We start from the raw sequence: 19060 nt of genomic DNA, 5'->3' as shown, positions 1-19060 counted from the left end.
CATGCAGCAAGAGTTCAACGATCCGCTCTGGCGCACGGTGCTGTCTGGCGCACAGATGCTGTTCGTGGCTTTCGGCGCCCTGGTGCTGATGCCGCTGATCACGGGCCTTGACCCGAACGTGGCACTGTTTACCGCAGGTCTTGGGACGATTCTGTTCCAGATCGTCACCGGGCGTCAGGTGCCGGTGTTCCTGGCGTCGAGCTTTGCCTTCATCACCCCGATCATTCTCGCCAAGGGCCAGTTCGGCCTCGCCGCGACCATGGGCGGCGTGATGGCGGCCGGTTTCGTCTACACCTTCCTTGGCCTGGCCGTGAAGATCAAAGGCACTGGCTTCATCGACCGTCTGCTGCCGCCGGTGGTGATTGGTCCGGTGATCATCTCCATTGGCCTGGCCATGGCACCGATTGCCGCGAACATGGCCATGGGCAAGGCCGGTGACGGCTCGGAGCTGATCCATTACCAGACCGCGATGATGATCTCGATGCCGGCGCTGCTGACCACGTTGATCGTGGCGGTGTTCGGCAAAGGCATTTTCCGCCTGGTGCCGATCATCTCCGGCGTACTGGTGGGTTTCGGCATGGCGTTTTATTTCGGGGTGGTCGACACCGCGAAGATTGCCGCCGCCCCTTGGTTTGCGATCCCTCACTTCACCGCGCCGGAGTTCAACTGGCAGGCGATCCTGTTCATCGTCCCGGTGGCGCTGGCCCCGGCCATCGAACACATCGGCGGCGTGATTGCGGTCGGCAGCGTGACCGGTCGCGACTACCTGAAGAAGCCGGGCCTGCATCGCACCCTGCTCGGCGACGGTATTGCTACCACGGCAGCCGGCCTGTTCGGCGGTCCGCCCAACACCACCTATGCCGAAGTGACTGGCGCGGTGATGCTGACCAAGAACTACAACCCGAAAATCATGACCTGGGCGGCGATCTTCGCCATCAGCCTGGCGTTCATCGGCAAGTTCGGCGCCCTGCTGCAAAGCATTCCGGTGCCGGTGATGGGCGGGATTCTGTGCCTGTTGTTCGGTTCGATCGCGGCAGTGGGGATGAACACCCTGATCCGTCACAAGATCGACCTGGGCGAAGCACGCAATCTGGTGATCGTTTCGGTGACCCTGGTGTTCGGGATTGGCGGTGTGCTGGTCGGCACCGGCACCGGTCCGGACGACTTCGGCCTCAAAGGCATCGCGCTGTGCGCGGTGGTGGCGATTGCGCTGAACCTGATCCTGCCGGGCAACGACAGCTGGAAACACAAGAAGGCGGATGAGCCGCTGCTCTAAGCCTTGAGCGTTGATCGTTCCCACGTAGCGTGGGAACGATCATGTTTTCAGAGGGCCAGTGGCGCCCGTTCACAAAGCGTCGCCAATGCCTTGGCCCATTGCGGGTCATCATTCAGGCACGGCACCAGCACCAACTCCTCCCCTCCTGCTTCGCGGAACTGTTCCTTGCCGCGATCGCCGATCTCTTCCAGGGTCTCGATGCAATCGGCAACAAACGCCGGGCACATCACCAGGATCTTCTTCACGCCGCTTTTGGCCAATTCATCCAGCCGCGCTTCGGTGTAGGGTTCGATCCATTTCGCCCGGCCCAGCCGCGACTGAAACGACACCGACCATTTGCCGTCCGGCAACCCCATGCGTTCAGCGAACAATGCCGCCGTGCGCAGGCATTGCGCGCGATAACAAGTGGCCAATACGGCAGCCGAGGCGTTCTTGCAGCAGTTGTCATCCTTGAAGCAATGATTGCCGGTCGGATCGAGTTTGGTCAGGTGCCGCTCCGGCAAACCATGAAAGCTCAGCAACAGGTGATCGTAATCCTGCTGCAAGTGCGGCCGCGCACTCTCCACCAGCGCATCGAGGTATTCCGGCTGATCGTAGAACGGCTGCAAGATCGACAACTGCACATCGAGTTTCTTCTCGCGCACGACCCGCTTGGCTTCTTCGATCACGGTAGTCGTGGTGCTGTCGGCGAACTGTGGATAAAGCGGCGCGAGGGTGACGCGTTTGTGCCCTGCCGCGACCAGTTTCAGCAGGCATGTCTCAATAGACGGCTCGCCGTAACGCATGGCCAGTTCCACCGGGCCGTGAGTCCACTGCGCCTTCATCTGCTGTTGCAGGCGACGGCTGAGCACCACCAGCGGCGAGCCTTCATCCCACCAGATCGAGGCGTAGGCATGGGCCGACTGCTCGGGGCGCTTGATCAGGATCAGCGACACCAACAGACGCCGCACCGGCCACGGCAGGTCGATCACGTACGGGTCCATCAGAAATTGATTGAGGTAGCTGCGCACGTCGGCCACCGAAGTGGAGGCCGGCGAACCCAGGTTGACCAGAAGCAAGGCGTGATCGGTCATGCAACGTCCTATTTCAGAGGCGGCTGGAGAGATCGTCCAGGGCCGCGCGTAAATCCGTGAACCGGAAACTGAATCCGGCTTCCAGCAAGCGTGCCGGCGTGGCCCGTTGGCCACCCAGCAACAGCAATGACATCTCGCCGAGCCCGACCTTCAAGGCAAGGGCCGGCATCGGCATGAACGCCGGGCGATGCAGCACGCTGCCCAGCGTCTTGGCGAATTCGCGATTGCGCACAGGTTTCGGTGCGCACGCATTATAAGGACCGCTGGCCTGATTGCGGTGCAGAAGAAAATCAATCAGGGCGATTTGATCGTCGATATGAATCCACGACATCCACTGCCGACCATTGCCCAAAGGCCCGCCCAATCCAAGTTTGAACGGCAGCAACAGGCGCGACAAAAAACCGCCCTCGGCCGACAGCACCAGCCCGGTTCGCACCAGCACCACGCGAATGTCCATCGCTTCGGCGCGCTGCGCGGTTTCTTCCCAGGCGATGCACAGTTGACTGGCGAAATCGTCGATTACCGGTGGCGAATCTTCGGTCAACTCGCGCTCGCCGCCGTCTCCGTACCAACCCACCGCCGAACCGGAGATCAGCAGCGATGGTTTCTGCCCACGATTCTCCAGCCACGACAGCAACGATTCAGTGAGCGCGATACGGCTGCTCCACAACAACGCCTTGCGTCGATGGGTCCACGGCCGGTCGGCAATCGGTGCGCCGGCGAGGTTGACGATCACATCGACCGGCTCCTCGCCAAAGTCCTCCAGACGCGCAATGCTACGCACCTGGGCGCCACAGATTTTCGCGACTTTCTCCGCGCGACGACTCAGCACGGTCAAGCGATGTCCCTGCCCCAACCAGTGTCGGCAGAGCTGACGTCCGATCAATCCAGTACCGCCGGTCAGCAATATGTGCATGACATCTTCCTCGCGTGGCGTTTTACCCCGATCCCTAGTCTATTTTTATAAGCAGGGATCTTTTCTATCGGGCAGGCTCTATTGTTTAACCATAGGCCAAGCTGTCAGAACGAAAACGCTGGAAGTTATACCAAAAAACAAAATTGTACAGGTTTCATCCACGGCGTAGTCTGTACAGAAAGGTAAACGAGGCCCCTATGACTGTACCTATCGCAATCATTGGCACCGGCATCGCCGGACTCTCCGCCGCCCAGGCCCTGACAGAGGCCGGGCACAGCGTTCAGTTGTTCGATAAAAGCCGTGGCAGCGGCGGACGAATGTCGAGCAAGCGCAGCGATGCCGGCTCACTGGACATGGGCGCGCAGTACTTCACTGCCCGCGACCGCCGCTTTGTCACTGAAGTCCAGCGCTGGCAAAGCCAGGGCTGGGTCGCCGAGTGGACGCCGCAGCTCTACACCTATCATGGCGGACAGTTGAATCTGTCGCCGGACGAGCAGACCCGCTGGGTCGGCACGCCGCGCATGAGCGCCATCACCCGGGGTTTGCTCGACGGTCTGGAAGTGCATTTTGCCTGCCGGATCACCGAGGTCTATCGCGGCGAAGAACACTGGCACCTGCAAGATGCGGAAGGCTTCACCCATGGGCCGTTCAGCCATGTGGTGATCGCCACTCCGGCACCGCAGGCCACCGCATTGCTGGCCGCTGCGCCAAAACTCGCCGGGGCTGCCGCAGGCGTGAAGATGGACCCGACCTGGGCCGTCGCCCTCGCCTTCGATACGCCCCTGGATACCCCGATCGAAGGCTGCTTCGTACAAGACAGCGCCCTCGACTGGCTGGCCCGCAACCGCAGCAAACCGGGGCGTGACAACACGCTCGACACCTGGGTCCTGCACGCCACCAGCGCCTGGAGCCGGCAGCACATCGACCTGCCCAAGGAGGCTGTGATCGAGCAGTTGCACGGCGCCTTCGCCGAGTTGCTGCACAGTGCGATGCCCGCACCGACTTTCAGCCTCGCCCACCGCTGGCTCTACGCCCGCCCGGCCACCAGCCATGAATGGGGCACGCTGGCGGATGCCGATCTGGGGCTTTATGCATGCGGTGACTGGTGCTTGTCGGGCCGGGTCGAAGGCGCGTGGCTCAGTGGTCAGGAAGCTGCACGCCGCCTGCACGAACACTTGCAGTGAACCGCCTCAATCCGAGCAAATTGCTGCTGTCGAAATGGACAGCAGCCCTCCCGCAAAACCGCGAAAAGCATTTTCTGGTAACCGAACTGTTCCGCGACGAGGACGGCACTGTGCTGGAGATCGAATTGCAGGCCGTGTTGACCCGCCGCAGACAACAATTGGACTGGCATGCATTGCAGGACGATGCGCACTGGAAAATGGGTTGGCTCTAACCATCGCCAAAATCTTGTACAAATAATTTGACTTGTACACCTTTGAATCTATGCTGAACGAATGTTGTACAGAAAAAACTTTCTGTACAAATCTGGATTCGAGGTGCCTCCATGTCCGAACCGTCCCCACCCAAGATCGCCATCAGCGCCTGCCTGATGGGCGCCGAAGTGCGCTACAACGGCGGACACAAGGAATCGCGGCTGTGCACCCGCACCCTCACTGAATATTTCCAGTTCGTGCCGGTCTGCCCTGAAGTCGCGATTGGCCTGGGCATTCCTCGCGAGCCGATTCGGCTGGTGGGCGACCCGGATCATCCCCAGGCCCTCGGCACTGTTCATCGCGAGACCAACGTGACGGATTTGCTGGCCACTTACGGCCAGAAAATGGCCACCGAACTCGATGACATCTGCGGCTACATCTTCATGCAGCAATCGCCATCCTGCGGGCTGGAACGGGTCAAGGTCTATCACGACAATGGCGCGCCGATTGGCAGCGGACGCGGGATCTATGCCCAGGCCTTCTGTGCCGAGCACCCGGACCTGCCGGTCGAAGAAGCCGGGCGCCTGAACGATCCGGTCCTGCGGGAAAATTTCATCACCCGAGTGTTCGCCTACAGCGACTGGCAGCAGGTGCTCGAACAAGGCTTGAGCCGCCGCGCCCTGACCGACTTCCATTCCCGCTACAAGTACCTGCTGATGGCCCATAACCCGGTGCAATACAAGGCGCTGGGCAATCTGCTGGGCAACATGGGCCGGATCGATCCGGTGGAACTCGGCCCGCGCTACTTCAGCCAATTGATGGCGGCGCTGACCACCTGCGCCACACGCCGCACCCACAGCAACGTGTTGCAGCACATCAGCGGTTACCTGAAACGGGCCATCAGCGCCGAAGACAAACAGGAAATGCAGCACGTCATCGGCCAGTACCGCCACGGCATCGTGCCGCTGGTGGTGCCGCTGACGCTGCTCAAGCATCACTTTCGCCAACACCCCGATCCGTACATCGCGCAACAGGTTTACCTGCAACCGCACCCGGAAAACCTCAGCCTGCGAAACGCCATTTGATGAATGACTCCCCCGACACCAGCGCCCGCGAAGACCTCGGCGCCGACTTCAAGAAAGCCCTCGATGACGGCTGGCTGCCGATCCGCGAGGTCGCGCGCCAGACCGGCGTCAACGCGATCACCCTGCGCGCCTGGGAGCGCCGTTACGGGCTGATCGTGCCCCAGCGCACACCCAAAGGGCACCGCCTGTATTCGGCCGAACACGTGCAGCGCATCCAGACCATCCTCACCTGGCTCAACCGAGGCGTCGCGGTCAGTCAGGTCAAACCGCTGCTCGACACACCGCAAGCCTTCAACGAGCCGCTGGAAAACGAATGGCAGCCCCTGCATCAGGCCGCATTGCTGGCGGTCACCCAATTGAACGAGCGCAGCCTCGACGACTGCGTCAATCAGGCGATGGCGTTGTACCCGCCACGAACGCTGTGCGAGCAATTGCTGATGCCGTTGCTGGCGGAACTCGAACAGCGCTGGCAGGGCCAGTTCGGGGCGCAGATGGAGCGGGTGTTCTTTCACGCCTGGCTGCGTAGCAAATTCGGCGCACGCATCTACCATAACAACCGTCAGTTACGCAGCGCACCACTGCTGCTGGTCAATCAGTCGGATTTACTGCTGGAGCCACACCTGTGGCTCTGCGCCTGGCTGATCAGCAGCGCCGATTGCCCGGTGCAGGTGTTCGACTGGCCGCTGCCGGCCGGGGAACTGGCGTTGGCAATTGATCACCTGCACGCCCGTGGCGTACTGCTGTATTCCAGCAAAGCCATGAATCTTGCGCAGTTGCCGAAACTGTTGAGTGGCATCCACTGCCCAAAAATGATTGCCGGACCAACGGTGTGCATCCACCACGCCGAGTTGTCCGTAAGAACCTCCGAGATCGCTGATCTGTACCTGGCCGAAGATCCTCTGTCGGCGCATCAGGTGCTGATAGAGCGTGGGTTGATTTAATGAAAACTGTCGAGAACACCATGCAATTGATCTGGCTGCGCAGCGACTTGCGCCAACACGACAACACCGCCCTGACAGCCGCCGCCGAGCGTGGCCCGACCGTGGCCGTGTACCTGTTGAGCCCCGAGCAATGGCAGGAACATGACGACGCCCCGTGCAAGATCGATTTCTGGCTACGCAACCTGCTGGAGTTGAGCGAGAGCCTCGGCAAACTGAACATCCCGCTGCTGATCCGCAGCGCCCCGCGCTGGGATCACGCGCCGGCGGTGCTGCTTGAGCTGTGCCGGCAATTGCAGGTCGAGGCCGTTCACGTCAACGAAGAATATGGCATCCACGAAAGCCGCCGCGATGCAGCGGTTGAGCGGGCATTGCAAGCCGAAGGCATCGCGTTTCACAGTTACCTCGATCAGCTGCTGTTCAAACCGGGCAGCGTGTTGACCAAGACCGGCACCTACTTTCAGGTGTTCAGCCAGTTCCGCAAAGTCTGCTACGAACGCTTGCATGGCTCGATGCCGCCGCTGATTAATGCTCCGTCCGCGCAGGCCCCGCTGCACATCGACAGCGACCCGGTGCCTGAGTCCATCGACGGTTTCCCGACACCCGGCCAAGCCCTGCGCAACCTGTGGCCCGCTGGTGAAACCGAGGCTCAACGACGCCTCGACACCTTCGCCGACGTGCAGATCGACTATTACAAAAGCGAACGCGACTTCCCGGCCAAGCCAGGCACCAGCCAACTCTCGGCCTATCTCGCCGCCGGTGTGATTTCGCCGCGCCAATGCCTGCATGCCGCGCTGCAAACCAATCAGGGCGAATTCGAAAGCGGCAAGGTCGGCGCCGTCACCTGGATCAACGAATTGCTGTGGCGCGAGTTCTACAAACACATTCTGGTCGGTTACCCCCGGGTGTCCCGCCATCGCGCGTTCCGCCCGGAAACCGAAGCCCTGGCCTGGCGCGATGCGCCGCAGGAACTGGCGGCCTGGCAGGAGGCACGCACCGGCCTGCCGATCATCGACGCGGCCATGCGCCAATTGCTCGAAACCGGCTGGATGCACAATCGCCTGCGGATGGTGGTGGCGATGTTCCTGACCAAGAACCTGCTGATCGACTGGCGCGAAGGCGAGCGCTTTTTCATGCGCCACCTGATCGACGGAGATCTGGCCGCGAACAACGGCGGCTGGCAGTGGAGCGCGTCGACCGGCACCGATGCGGCGCCGTACTTCCGGATTTTCAACCCGGTCAGCCAGTCGGAGAAATTCGACAGCGAAGGTCTGTTCATCAAGCACTGGCTGCCTGAACTGGCCGGCTTGAACAAGAAAGAAGTGCACAACCCGGCGAGTGCCGGCGGGTTGTTCGGCGTCGCGGACTATCCGCCACCGATCGTCAACCTGAGCACCTCGCGGGAGCGGGCGCTGACCGCGTTCAAGAACCTGCCGTCACGTCAGGCGGCCGGAGGCGGGTATGAGTGAATTCCTGCGCCGTTTCGCCCGCCAGTTCGCGCAGTTGAACAAGGACAACCTGCACAGCCTGGACGCGCTCTACAGTGAGGACATTCATTTCACCGATCCGCTGCACGAGGTGCAGGGACTGACGCAATTGCGCAGCTACTTCAGCGAGATGTACGCCAATGTCAGTGAGCTGCGGTTCGACTTCCACGGGTTCGACCAGATCGGCGACTGCGAAGGCTACCTGCGCTGGGTCATGAGTTACCGCCACCCACGCCTGGCTGGCGGACAGGTGATTCGCGTCACGGGCTGTTCGCACCTGCTCTGGCGCGACAAGGTTTATCGCCACCGGGATTACTTCGATGCCGGGGCTCTGCTTTATGAACATCTACCCGTATTGGGCCGGGTGATCGCCTGGCTGAAAAGGAGACTGGGATGAGTCGTACAACTCCAAGGCGTTATTGGCTGACCGGTGCCAGCAGTGGCATCGGCGCGGCACTGGCGGAAGAGATTCTGAAAACCGGCGCGCACCTGGCGGTCAGTTCCCGTCAGATCGCACCGCTCAAAGTGTTGTCGCAACGCTATCCGGGACAAGTGCTGGTGGTGCCGGGGGATTTGACCAACAGCCAGACCGTACGGGAAATCGGTGAACAGATCGCGATGGACTGGGGATCGCTGGACACCGTGATCCTCAACGCTGGCACCTGCGAGTACGTCGATGCCCAGCAATTCGACGCCTCGATCATCGAACACGTAGTACGCACCAACCTGCTCGCCAGCAGTTACTGCATCGAAGCCGCCCTGCCCTTGCTGCGCAAAGGGACCGCGCCGCATCTGGTGGGCATGGCCAGCTCCGTCACTTACGTGCCATTGCCCCGTGCCGAAGCCTACGGCGCGTCGAAGGCCGGGCTGCGTTATCTGTTCGAATCGTTGCGCATCGATCTGGCAGACGAAGGCATTGAAGTCACAATCATCAGCCCTGGCTTTGTCGAAACCCCGTTGACGGCGAAAAACGATTTCCCGATGCCGTTGAGCTGGCCAGTGGATAAAGCTGCCCGGCACATCTTCGCCAGACTCAAGGAACGGCCACTGGAAATCGCCTTTCCGGCCCTGTTCATGGCGGTCCTGTGGCCACTGTCGAAAATGCCCGCCCGGGTACAGCTGGCCATCGGCAAACGCATGGTGCGCAGCAACCCGCCGCTGCGGGACGCGACGTGAACATCGCCATAGTCGGTAGCGGGATCGCAGGCCTGACCTGCGCCCATCTGCTCAATCGCCGACATGACGTCACGGTGTTCGAGGCCGGCGACTGGGTCGGCGGTCATACGCACACGGTAAACGTGACGGTGGATGGGCGTGATTACGCAGTGGACACCGGGTTTATCGTGTTCAACGACTGGACGTACCCCAATTTCATCCGTTTGCTCGGCCAGTTGGGCGTGACGGCCAAAGCCACCGAGATGAGCTTTTCGGTGAATGACCCCGACACTGGCCTGGAATACAACGGCAACAACCTCGACAGCCTGTTCGCCCAGCGCAGCAATCTGTTTTCGCCAGGGTTTTGGGGCATGCTGCGCGACATCCTGCGCTTCAATAAAGAAGCCCGGCGCGACCTCGCCGAGCAGCGGATCGCCACCGACACCACGCTGGACGATTACCTCAAGGCCGGCGGCTACGGCGAGCGTTTCATCCTGCATTACATCGTGCCGATGGGCGCGGCGATCTGGTCGATGCCGATGGCCCAGATGCTGAATTTTCCGCTGCAGTTTTTCGTGCGGTTCTTCGAGAACCACGGTTTGTTGTCGGTCAGCAATCGTCCGCAATGGCGAGTGATCGAGGGTGGTTCCAGCGCCTACCTCGCACCGCTGACCGAGTCATTCAAAGAGCGGATCCGCGTGAACTGCCCGGTGACCCGGATCGAACGCAACGAGCACGGCGTAATTATCCACAGCCCCGCCGGTATCGAGCATTTCGACAAAGTCGTGCTGGCCTGCCACAGCGATCAGGCATTGGGCCTGCTGGCCAATCCGAGCAGTGCCGAGCGGGACATTCTCGGCGCCCTGCCCTACGCCGACAACGAGGTGGTGCTGCACACCGACACTCGCCTGCTGCCGACGCGCCAGCGGGCCTGGGCCAGTTGGAACTATCGCCTCGGCGGAGCCGGCCACACCCAGGCGGCCGTGACCTACGACATGAACATCCTGCAAGGCATCCAGAGCGACACCACATTTTGCGTCAGCCTCAACCAGAGCGCCGGCATCACCCCGTCCAAAGTGCTTGCCCGTTTCACCTACGCCCATCCGCAGTTCAGCCTCGCAGCGGTGGCGGCACAACAACGCTGGGCCGAACTCGACGGTGCGCAACACACCCATTATTGCGGTGCCTACTGGGCCAACGGTTTTCATGAAGACGGTGTGGTCAGCGCCTTACGCGTCGCCGCAGCGTTTGGAGAAAGCCTGTGAACAGCGCGCTCTACAGCGGCTGGATCGCCCATCGGCGATTCGCCCCACGCCGTCATGAATTCCGTTACCGGATCGGACTGATCTACCTCGACTTGGCCGAACAGGACGCCGTGCTGAAACTGTCGCCCCTGGCGGGCGCGAGCCGCTTTGCACCGTTCTCATTTCGCGAGACCGACTACCTCAAGACCTTCACCGGTCGCGGTGTGCGGCTGACAGATGCGGTACGCCTGCTGGTCGATGAAGCCCTCGGTCACGAGCCGCAGGGTTCGATCTGCCTGCTGACCCAGCCCCGCAGTTGGGGCCTGGCATTCAACCCGGTGAGTTTCTTTTATTGCCACGAGGCCGACGGGCAACTGGCGGCGATTCTCTGCGAAGTCAGCAATACACCGTGGCGCGAGCGCTATCACTATGTGCTGCCGGCGCGGGCGCCAACCAGCGTGCGCGATTTCCACCAGCATTTCGCCGTGGCCAAGGCGTTTCACGTATCGCCGTTCCTGCCGCCGGATCTGGAATACCGCATGAGCTTCAGCCCCGCCGCGCAAACCCTGGGCGTGCACATGGCCGACTGGCAGGGCGAACATAAACTGTTCGACGCCACGCTCAACCTGAAACGCGAAACCCTTGATCGACGCAACCTGCACCGGCATCTGTGGCGTTTTCCCTGGATGACCGCCAAGACCGCCCTCGCGATCTATTGGCAGGCCCTGCGATTGCTGCTCAAGCGTACCCCGCTGTTTTCCCATCAGACGGCTGACGATAGCTTTCGAACCGCCACTGCGACTCCCGAGGAGCACCGCCATGAAGTCCTCTAGCGTTTCGGCCAGAGCCCTCCCGTTCAGCACTCACGGCATCACCAGCTCATTGCTGCGCCGAGGCGTACTGCGCCAGCTCGCACAACTCAAACATGGGCAACTGGTGGTGATCGAGGACGGCGAACGCCAGGTCTTCGGCACGCCGGGCAGTGCGTTGCTGGGCGAGATTCATGTCCTCGATTCGGCGGTGTGGGGCATGGTTGCGGGTAACGGCTCGATCGGTGCCGGTGAAGCCTTCATCCATGGCTACTGGAGTTCGCCGGACCTGACAGCCGTAGTACGCGTCTTCGTCAGCAACCTTGAGGTGCTCGACGGCATGGAGGGCGGACTGGCGAAAATCGGCCGGCCGCTGGTGCGCGGTCTGCACTGGCTCAACCGCAACACGCGCAAGGGTTCGCAGAAAAACATCGCCGCGCACTACGACCTCGGCAACGATCTGTTCGAGCAGTTTCTCGACCCGACCATGATGTATTCGGCAGCGCAATTCCTTAGCCCCGACGACAGCCTGGAACAGGCGCAGCTGAACAAACTGGAGCGGATCTGCCAGAAACTCGCGCTCAAGCCCGGCGATCACCTGCTGGAGATCGGCACCGGCTGGGGCAGCATGGCGCTGTATGCAGCGCAGCACTATGGCTGCAAAGTCACCACGACCACGCTGTCCAAAGAGCAATACGCGTTCACGGCCCGGCGCATCGAAAGCCTCGGCTTGCAGGACCGGGTGACGCTGCTGCTCAAGGACTACCGCGACCTCACCGGCCAGTACGACAAACTGGTGTCGATCGAGATGATCGAGGCGGTCGGCCATCGATTCCTGCCGACCTACTTCAAGCAATGTGCGCACCTGCTCAAGAGCAACGGGCTGATGCTGCTGCAGGCGATCACCATCCGGGACCAGCGCTACGAGCAGGCGAAACGCGGCGTGGATTTCATCCAGCGTTATATCTTTCCCGGTGGCGCCCTACCCTGCGTGCAGAAGATGCTCGAAATCGTCAGCCGCGACACCGACATGAACCTGCTGCACATGGAAGACTTCGGCCTGCACTACGCCCGGACCCTTCGCCTGTGGCACGAAAATTTTCGCCACGCCCACGCCCGCCTGAGCGAACTGGGCTACGACGATTATTTCCTGCGGCTGTGGGAGTTTTATCTGTGCTACTGCGAGGGCGGATTTCTCGAACGCACCATCGGCACCGCGCAATTGCTGTTGGCCAAACCGGCGGCCATGCCGGCACCGTTGCTCGGGCGCTTCGATGCTTGAGCGGATCGCCAATGCTGTTCTGTTCCAGATCGGCTGGCTGGCCTGCGTGCTCGGCGGCAACAGTCTGTGGTTGCTGATGGCGTTGGCGGTGCTGGTGATTCATTTGCGCTGGATCAGCAGTTGGGCGGCGGAGGGTCGGCTGATTCTCAGCGTGGTGATTCTGGGCACCGCCGTGGACAGCGGTCTGCGCGGTCTCGGGGTCTTCGAGTTCAAGGATCTGTCGCCGTTGATTCCGCTGTGGCTGATGTTGTTGTGGGCGTTGCTCGCCACGACATTGCGACACTGCCTGCAATGGAGCGCCCGGCCCTGGTGGCTGGCGAGTGTGCTCGGGGCCGTCGGTGGCGCGTTATCGTATTGCGCCGGTGGAAGACTGGCCGGGGTGCAGTTTCCCTACGGCGAGTTACCGACTTTGATCGGCATCGGTCTGTTGTGGGCGCTGCTGTTTCCATTGTTGCACCAACTGTCCGGACGTCTGAAAGACTAATCGTCTGTCAGGGCTTTCACACACCTATCGGGCACTGCCGTACACTGGCGCCCATGAAAACCATTCCCCTCCAGCCAATCGACGAGCCCGCCGTCACCTGTTCGACCTGCGCGGCCTGCTGCTGTCAGCTCGAAGTGCTGCTGATCACCGACACCGGCGTGCCCGAGCGCTATATCGACACCGATGATTGGGGTGGTGAAGTGATGTTGCGTCTGGACGACGGCTGGTGCGCGGCACTGGATCGCGACACGATGATGTGCACGATCTACGAAAAACGCCCGCTGATCTGCCGCGAGTTCGAAATGGGCTCGCCGGAATGCATCGAGGAACGCCAGGGGATTGCCACGGCGTATCTCTGAATACAAAAAAGGAGCGCCAGGCGCTCCTTTTTCATGGTTTTTACAACGGCATCGTGTAGTGCAACGAGTAGCTTTCCACCCCTTCGTTGTTGCTCGACATGCCGGCGTTGGAATAGTGAGTCGCGCGAATCCCCACCTCATGCCCGCCATTGAAGCGCAGACCGAAACCGATGCGGTCTTCGAACTGGAAGGCCTGGCCGATCTTGTTGCCTTCGTACTCAGTGTTGGAGAACAGTGCCGCGCCGATGCCGGCCTCGACGTACGGTTTGATCGACTCGCCGGAAAACTCGTAAACAAACACCGGCGAGAACGACAGGCTGTTGTTGCTGGAGCCCTTGTCACCTTCCCAGTAGGTATAGGCGCCGCTCCAGTAACCGGTCAGACGACCGACATCGCTTTGCAGCCAGCTCTTGTCCCAGTCGAAATTCATCCCCAGACGATACGTCATCGTTGAATCGCTGGTTGCCCCAACCCCGAATTCCACACCCGCAGCTTGCGCGGTAAAACTTTGCCCCATCAGTGCGGCCGCAATCGCGGCCAAGCAGAATAGTCGCTTCACTTGAAACATCCTTTTCCGAACGGTCGTATGGTTTTTAGTTTGCTTGACGCTATAGAAATCGGCGCTTGAACAGAAGTTCAGCTGATTTTTAGTTATGACACATCTTTTTTACAAACCGAAGCTTTGCACATCGCCGGGCAATTGTCCCAGCAGCGGCAGGATGTTTTTCAGGGATTGCGGATCGGCACTGGTCCAGAATTTCGCGGGGCGGTTCGGGCCGCCGGCGAGCAGTTCACGCTCAGCCAGCAGACGCTGAAGTTGCCGGGCCACGGCGGCGCCGGTGTCGATCAGGCGGATGTCGTCGGGGAGCATCGTCTTGAGCATCGGCTTGAGAAACGGATAGTGAGTGCAGCCGAGAATGATCGTGTCGCAGCCCGCGCCCAGCAGTGGTTCGACATAGCGGTGAAGTAACTGACGCAGTTCCTCGCTGTGCAGATCGCCACTTTCGATCCGCTCCACCAGTCCCGGGCAGGGCTGGGTGATGACCCGAATATCAGTGGCAAAACGATCAAGCAGGGCCGCGAATTTCGCGCTCTGCAAGGTGCCGGTGGTGGCGAGTACGCCGACTATTCCGCTGCGTGTCGCGGCGGCGGCCGGTTTGACCGCCGGCTCCATGCCGACAATCGGCCAGTCAGGAAAATCACGTCGCAGATCGGCGACGCCGGCCACGGTCGCGGTGTTGCAAGCGATCACCAGCGCCTTGGCGCCCTGCTCGCGGAAAAACCCGGCCATCACGCTGCAACGCTGGCGAATGAACTCCGGAGTTTTCTCGCCATAAGGAATGTGCCCGCAATCGCCGAGATATAGCAGCGACTCATTGGGCAACAGATGCTGGATTTCCGCCAACACCGACAGACCGCCGACACCGGAGTCGAATACGGCGATCGGCGCCTCATGCATGGTGCGAACCACAGACGCTGCATCCCGGATCACGCTTGACCCGCAGCTCACGGAATCGCGAACCCAGTGCATCGATCAACAACAAGCGGCCCACCAGTGGCTCGCCGAAACCCGCCAGCAACTTCAACGCTTCCAGCGCTTGCAGGCTACCCACCAGCCCCACCAGCGGACCGACCACGCCGGCTTCGCTGCAAGTCAGTTCGGCTTCGCTGCCGTGGCCGTACAGGCAGTGGTAGCACGGGCTCTCGGCACGACGCGGGTCGAACACCGAGAGCTGCCCTTCAAGACGGATCGCAGCTCCACTGACCAGCGGCTTGCGTGCCGCCACACACGCGGCGTTGACCGCTTCGCGGGTGGAGAAATTGTCGGAGCAGTCGAGCACCAGATCCACCGCAGCCACGGCAGCAGCGAGGGAGTCCTCGTCCAGCGCCTGACGGTGCGGCACCAGTTTGATTTCAGGGTTGATCGCGTTCAGGCGCTTGAGCGCCGAGTCGACCTTGGTCATGCCGACGCTGTCGGTGTCGTGGATGATCTGGCGTTGCAGGTTGGTCAGGTCGACCGTGTCGAAATCCGCCAGATGCAACTCACCGACGCCCGCCGCCGCCAAGTACAAGGCCACCGGTGCGCCGAGACCGCCGAGGCCGACGATCAGGACCCGGCTGTCCTTGAGCTTCAACTGGCCATCGATGTCGATGTGTTGCAGCAGGATCTGCCGACTGTAGCGCAACAATTCCTGATCATTCAGCACGGCAGGCGCCCCAGGCTGATCCGTTGATGGCCGCCCAGATCGGTGCGGCTGTGGACTTCTTCGAAACCTTGCGTCAGCAGCAGATCGCGCACGGCTTCGGCTTGATCATAGCCGTGTTCGAGCATCAGCCAGCCACCGGTTTCCAGATGCGCCGGCGCCTGAGCGATGATCAGACGCAGATCGTCGAGCCCGTCGATGCCGGCCACCAAGGCGCTTTCCGGTTCGAAACGCACATCACCTTCCACCAGATGCGGATCGGCGGCGCGAATGTACGGCGGGTTGCTGATGATCAGCTCGAACCGCTTGCCTTCGAGGGCGCTGAACCAGTGACTGCTCAGCACCGTAGCGTTGTTCAGGTGCAGGCGCTGACGGTTGCGTTCGGCCAGGGCCACGGCTTCCAGCACGCGATCCACGGCGGTGACGTTCCACGCCGGACGCTCGCTGGCCAGGGCCAGGGCAATTGCACCGCTGCCGGTGCCGAGGTCGAGAACTTTGGCCGGAGTTGCCGGTAGCAATTCCAGTGCGGCTTCCACCAGCAGTTCGGTGTCCGGGCGCGGAATCAGCGTGTGCGGCGCGACTTCCAGATCGAGTTTCCAGAAACCTTGCTGGCCGAGAATATAGGCCACCGGCTCGCCACTGCGACGACGCTGCAGGTACTCGGTGAAGACCAACACGGCTTCGCTCGGCACGATGCGCTCGGGCCAGGTGTGGAGAAAACTGCGCGACTTGCCCAACGCCGCTGCCAGGAGCAGTTCAGCGTCCAGGCGCGCGGTGGGCGAGTCCGGCAGTTCGGCGGCGCGCAACAGGCTGGCGATGATGGTCATTTATTCACCTATCGCTGCAAGTTGGTCGGCCTGGTATTCGGCCAGCAGAGGCTCGATCACCGCTTCAACGCCACCGGCGAGGATTTCGTCGAGGGAATACAGGGTCAGGTTGACGCGGTGGTCGGTGACCCGGCCCTGGGCAAAGTTGTAGGTGCGGATACGCTCGGAGCGGTCACCGGAACCCACCAGCAATTTACGTTCGCTGGCGATGGCGTTGGCCGCCGCTGCGGTCTGCTGGTCGTTGAGCTTGGCCGACAGCCAGGACATCGCTCGGGCACGGTTCTTGTGCTGGGAACGTTCTTCCTGGCACTCGACAACGGTGCCGGTCGGTATGTGCGTGATGCGGATCGCCGAGTCGGTGGTGTTGACGTGCTGTCCACCGGCTCCGGAGGAACGGTAAGTGTCGACGCGCAAGTCCGCCGGGTTGATCTCGATAGCTTCGCGCTCGTCCGGCTCGGGCAATACCGCCACGGTGCAGGCCGACGTGTGGATACGGCCCTGGGATTCGGTGGCGGGTACGCGCTGGACGCGGTGCGCGCCGGATTCGAATTTCAGCTTGCCGTAAACGTTGTCGCCTTCGATGCGGGCGATGACTTCTTTATAGCCGCCGTGTTCGCCTTCGTTTTCCGAGAGGATCTCCACCCGCCAGCCACGACGCTCGGCGTAACGCGAGTACATGCGGAACAGGTCGCCGGAGAAGATCGCCGCCTCGTCGCCACCGGTGCCGGCGCGGATTTCGAGAAAGACGTTGCGCCCGTCGTTGGGATCCTTGGGCAGCAACATGCGTTGCAAGTCGGATTCCAGCGTGATCAGCAATTCCTTGGCTTCGCGGACTTCTTCCACGGCCATTTCACGCATGTCCGGGTCGCTGTCCTTGAGCAGCGCCTGCGCGCCCTCAAGATCGCTTTGTACGCCGAGCAGCTTTTTATAGCCTTGTACCACCGGCTCAAGTTCGGCGTATTCCTTGGAATAGGCGCGGAATTTGGTCTGGTCGGAAATGACTTCGGCGTCGCCGAGCAGCGCGGTCAGTTCCTCGAAACGGTCCTGGAGGATATCCAGCTTATTGAGCAGTGACGCTTTCATTGCGGTTTTTTATCCGAAAAGCTATCCGGTGAGCCCTCGAGGGCAAAGAGTTCCTGGGCCATGGCCAGCGCATCGAGGCGGCCTTCGGCAGAAAGCTTTTTCAACTGTACGCTCGGGGCGTGCAGGAGTTTATTGGTCAGGCCACGGGCCAACTGGCCCAGCACGTCTTCGGCATTGCCGCCGTTGGCCAGCAGGCGCAGGGCCTTTTGCAGCTCTTCGTCGCGCAGACGTTCGCTCTGTTGACGATAGGCCTTGAGCACATCGACCGCCGCCAGTTCGCGCAGGCGCACCATGAAATCGTCGGCACCGACCGAAACCATCTCTTCGGCGGCCTGGGCTGCGCCCTGACGGCTCTTGAGGTTTTCGGCGACCACTTCATGCAGATCATCGACGCTATAGAGGTAAACGTCGTCGAGTTCGCCGACTTCCGGTTCGATATCCCGGGGAACGGCAATATCGACCATGAAGATCGGCTTGTGTTTGCGCAGCTTCAGGGCGCTTTCCACCGCACCCTTGCCAAGAATCGGCAACTGACTGGCGGTGGAGCTGATGACGATGTCGCTGCGCACCAGTTCGGCCGGGATGTCCGAGAGCAGCACCGCGTGGGCGCCGAACTGTTCGGCCAGCAGGCTGGCGCGCTCCAGCGTCCGGTTGGCCACCACGATACGCTTGACCCCCAGCTCATGCAGATGGCGGGCGACCAGGGTGATGGTCTCGCCAGCGCCGATCAGCAGGGCCTGACTGCGTTGCAGGTCGCTGAAAATCTGTTTGGCCAGGCTGACGGCGGCAAATGCCACGGACACCGGGTTTTCACCGATGGCGGTGTCGGTGCGCACTTGCTTGGCAGCGTTGAATGTTGCCTGAAACAACCGGCCCAGCAACGGACCGATGGTGCCGGCTTCGCGGGCCACGGCGTAGGCCGATTTCATCTGGCCGAGGATCTGCGGCTCGCCCAGCACCAGCGAATCGAGCCCGGAGGCGACGCGCATCATGTGACGAACTGCCGCATCATCTTCATGAACATAAGCACTCGCGCGCAGCTCATCGAGGCTTAAATGGTGATAGTCGGCCAGCCAGCGCAGCACGATATCGGCCGAAAGCTGATCCTGCTCTATATACAGTTCACTGCGATTGCAGGTGGAAAGGATCGCAGCTTCGCGGCTGTCGGTGAGTCGGCAGAGCTGCTGCAAGGCCTCCACCAGCTGCTCAGGGGTAAAGGCCACGCGCTCGCGGACGTCTACTGAAGCAGTCTTGTGGTTGATACCGAGTGCAAGGAAGGCCATTCAAGGTCGCTGATGGTGACGTGAAGCCGGCAATTGTCCTACTTCGTCAGATTCAGAACAACTACCGCTGACTATTGTCCCAATTGTCGGCCCCTATAATGGCCACAATCGAGACTCGGTTATGTTTGGCCGAAGGCTTGTGTCATGATGATCCGACCGCAGGTTAGTCGTCCTTCTCC

21 protein-coding genes are annotated in these 19060 nt (G+C 61.3%); 13 read left to right on the top strand and 8 right to left on the bottom strand.

What is annotated here, in order from left to right; translation table 11 throughout:
- Position 1: 1 nt before the first annotated feature.
- A complete protein-coding gene (locus JJN09_RS28110; protein WP_249484700.1) occupies positions 2-1276 on the top strand; it encodes a uracil-xanthine permease family protein in 1275 nt (424 codons plus the stop codon).
- Between the two features lie 47 nt (positions 1277-1323).
- Here JJN09_RS28110 and hemH read toward each other — a convergent pair whose 3' ends face one another.
- Together hemH and JJN09_RS28100 are read right to left on the bottom strand one after the other, a co-directional pair.
- Positions 1324-2349, bottom strand: a complete 1026-nt coding sequence (gene hemH / locus JJN09_RS28105; RefSeq protein WP_249484698.1) for a ferrochelatase — start codon at positions 2347-2349, stop codon at positions 1324-1326.
- Between the two features lie 13 nt (positions 2350-2362).
- The gene (locus JJN09_RS28100; RefSeq protein ID WP_249484695.1) at positions 2363-3265 is read right to left on the bottom strand and encodes a TIGR01777 family oxidoreductase; all 903 of its coding nucleotides are present in this window, start codon (positions 3263-3265) and stop codon (positions 2363-2365) included.
- A 197-nt stretch (positions 3266-3462) separates the two neighbouring features.
- Between JJN09_RS28100 and JJN09_RS28095 the strand changes: the two genes are divergently transcribed.
- From JJN09_RS28095 to JJN09_RS28040, 12 genes are all read left to right on the top strand, one after another.
- On the top strand, positions 3463-4449 hold the full coding sequence (locus JJN09_RS28095) for an NAD(P)/FAD-dependent oxidoreductase (protein ID WP_249484694.1): 987 nt from the start codon (positions 3463-3465) through the stop codon (positions 4447-4449).
- Positions 4446-4661, top strand: a complete 216-nt coding sequence (locus JJN09_RS28090) for a TIGR02450 family Trp-rich protein (RefSeq protein ID WP_249484691.1) — start codon at positions 4446-4448, stop codon at positions 4659-4661. Before JJN09_RS28095 ends, JJN09_RS28090 begins: the two co-directional genes overlap by 4 nt.
- A gap of 111 nt (positions 4662-4772) precedes the next feature.
- Positions 4773-5726 (top strand): DUF523 and DUF1722 domain-containing protein, encoded by a 954-nt coding sequence (locus JJN09_RS28085; RefSeq protein ID WP_249484690.1) that lies wholly within the window; start codon positions 4773-4775, stop codon positions 5724-5726.
- Entirely contained in the window at positions 5726-6667 is a 942-nt protein-coding gene (locus JJN09_RS28080; protein WP_249484689.1) for a MerR family transcriptional regulator, read from the top strand. The genes JJN09_RS28085 and JJN09_RS28080 overlap by 1 nt, the downstream gene beginning before the upstream one ends.
- A 20-nt stretch (positions 6668-6687) precedes the next feature.
- The gene (gene phrB / locus JJN09_RS28075) at positions 6688-8133 is read left to right on the top strand and encodes a deoxyribodipyrimidine photo-lyase (RefSeq protein WP_249484688.1); all 1446 of its coding nucleotides are present in this window, start codon (positions 6688-6690) and stop codon (positions 8131-8133) included.
- Positions 8126-8548: a nuclear transport factor 2 family protein gene (locus JJN09_RS28070; protein ID WP_249484687.1), complete on the top strand. Its 423-nt coding sequence runs from the start codon at positions 8126-8128 to the stop codon at positions 8546-8548. The genes phrB and JJN09_RS28070 overlap by 8 nt, the downstream gene beginning before the upstream one ends.
- A complete protein-coding gene (locus tag JJN09_RS28065) occupies positions 8545-9327 on the top strand; it encodes an SDR family oxidoreductase (protein ID WP_249484685.1) in 783 nt (260 codons plus the stop codon). Before JJN09_RS28070 ends, JJN09_RS28065 begins: the two co-directional genes overlap by 4 nt.
- Positions 9324-10571, top strand: a complete 1248-nt coding sequence (locus JJN09_RS28060) for an NAD(P)/FAD-dependent oxidoreductase (protein WP_249484683.1) — start codon at positions 9324-9326, stop codon at positions 10569-10571. Before JJN09_RS28065 ends, JJN09_RS28060 begins: the two co-directional genes overlap by 4 nt.
- Complete coding sequence (locus JJN09_RS28055; RefSeq protein WP_249484680.1) at positions 10568-11383, top strand: DUF1365 domain-containing protein; 816 nt, start codon at positions 10568-10570, stop codon at positions 11381-11383. The genes JJN09_RS28060 and JJN09_RS28055 overlap by 4 nt, the downstream gene beginning before the upstream one ends.
- Positions 11370-12641, top strand: a complete 1272-nt coding sequence (locus tag JJN09_RS28050) for a cyclopropane-fatty-acyl-phospholipid synthase family protein (RefSeq protein WP_249484678.1) — start codon at positions 11370-11372, stop codon at positions 12639-12641. Before JJN09_RS28055 ends, JJN09_RS28050 begins: the two co-directional genes overlap by 14 nt.
- On the top strand, positions 12634-13125 hold the full coding sequence (locus JJN09_RS28045; protein ID WP_249484676.1) for a DUF2878 domain-containing protein: 492 nt from the start codon (positions 12634-12636) through the stop codon (positions 13123-13125). The genes JJN09_RS28050 and JJN09_RS28045 overlap by 8 nt, the downstream gene beginning before the upstream one ends.
- Before the next feature lie 53 nt (positions 13126-13178).
- The gene (locus JJN09_RS28040; RefSeq protein WP_249484675.1) at positions 13179-13484 is read left to right on the top strand and encodes a YkgJ family cysteine cluster protein; all 306 of its coding nucleotides are present in this window, start codon (positions 13179-13181) and stop codon (positions 13482-13484) included.
- A gap of 40 nt (positions 13485-13524) precedes the next feature.
- Here JJN09_RS28040 and JJN09_RS28035 read toward each other — a convergent pair whose 3' ends face one another.
- The 6 genes from JJN09_RS28035 to hemA all read right to left on the bottom strand — a co-directional run bounded on the left by JJN09_RS28035 (position 13525) and on the right by hemA (position 18881).
- Positions 13525-14043 (bottom strand): acyloxyacyl hydrolase, encoded by a 519-nt coding sequence (locus JJN09_RS28035; RefSeq protein WP_249484674.1) that lies wholly within the window; start codon positions 14041-14043, stop codon positions 13525-13527.
- Between the two features lie 108 nt (positions 14044-14151).
- The gene (gene murI / locus JJN09_RS28030) at positions 14152-14943 is read right to left on the bottom strand and encodes a glutamate racemase (RefSeq protein ID WP_249484671.1); all 792 of its coding nucleotides are present in this window, start codon (positions 14941-14943) and stop codon (positions 14152-14154) included.
- Positions 14936-15691 carry a molybdopterin-synthase adenylyltransferase MoeB gene (locus JJN09_RS28025; RefSeq protein ID WP_249484669.1) on the bottom strand — a complete coding sequence of 252 codons (756 nt, stop codon included), beginning with the start codon at positions 15689-15691 and terminating at the stop codon, positions 14936-14938. Before JJN09_RS28025 ends, murI begins: the two co-directional genes overlap by 8 nt.
- Positions 15685-16515 carry a peptide chain release factor N(5)-glutamine methyltransferase gene (gene prmC, locus JJN09_RS28020; RefSeq protein ID WP_249484667.1) on the bottom strand — a complete coding sequence of 277 codons (831 nt, stop codon included), beginning with the start codon at positions 16513-16515 and terminating at the stop codon, positions 15685-15687. The genes JJN09_RS28025 and prmC overlap by 7 nt, the downstream gene beginning before the upstream one ends.
- The gene (prfA, locus tag JJN09_RS28015; RefSeq protein ID WP_249484665.1) at positions 16516-17598 is read right to left on the bottom strand and encodes a peptide chain release factor 1; all 1083 of its coding nucleotides are present in this window, start codon (positions 17596-17598) and stop codon (positions 16516-16518) included.
- Positions 17595-18881 (bottom strand): glutamyl-tRNA reductase, encoded by a 1287-nt coding sequence (gene hemA / locus JJN09_RS28010; protein ID WP_007951716.1) that lies wholly within the window; start codon positions 18879-18881, stop codon positions 17595-17597. Before hemA ends, prfA begins: the two co-directional genes overlap by 4 nt.
- Positions 18882-19060 lie beyond the last annotated feature (179 nt).

The organism is Pseudomonas sp. HS6 (genome assembly GCF_023375815.1).
GTDB lineage: Bacteria > Pseudomonadota > Gammaproteobacteria > Pseudomonadales > Pseudomonadaceae > Aquipseudomonas.
This window is presented reverse-complemented; position numbering and strand designations above follow the sequence as displayed.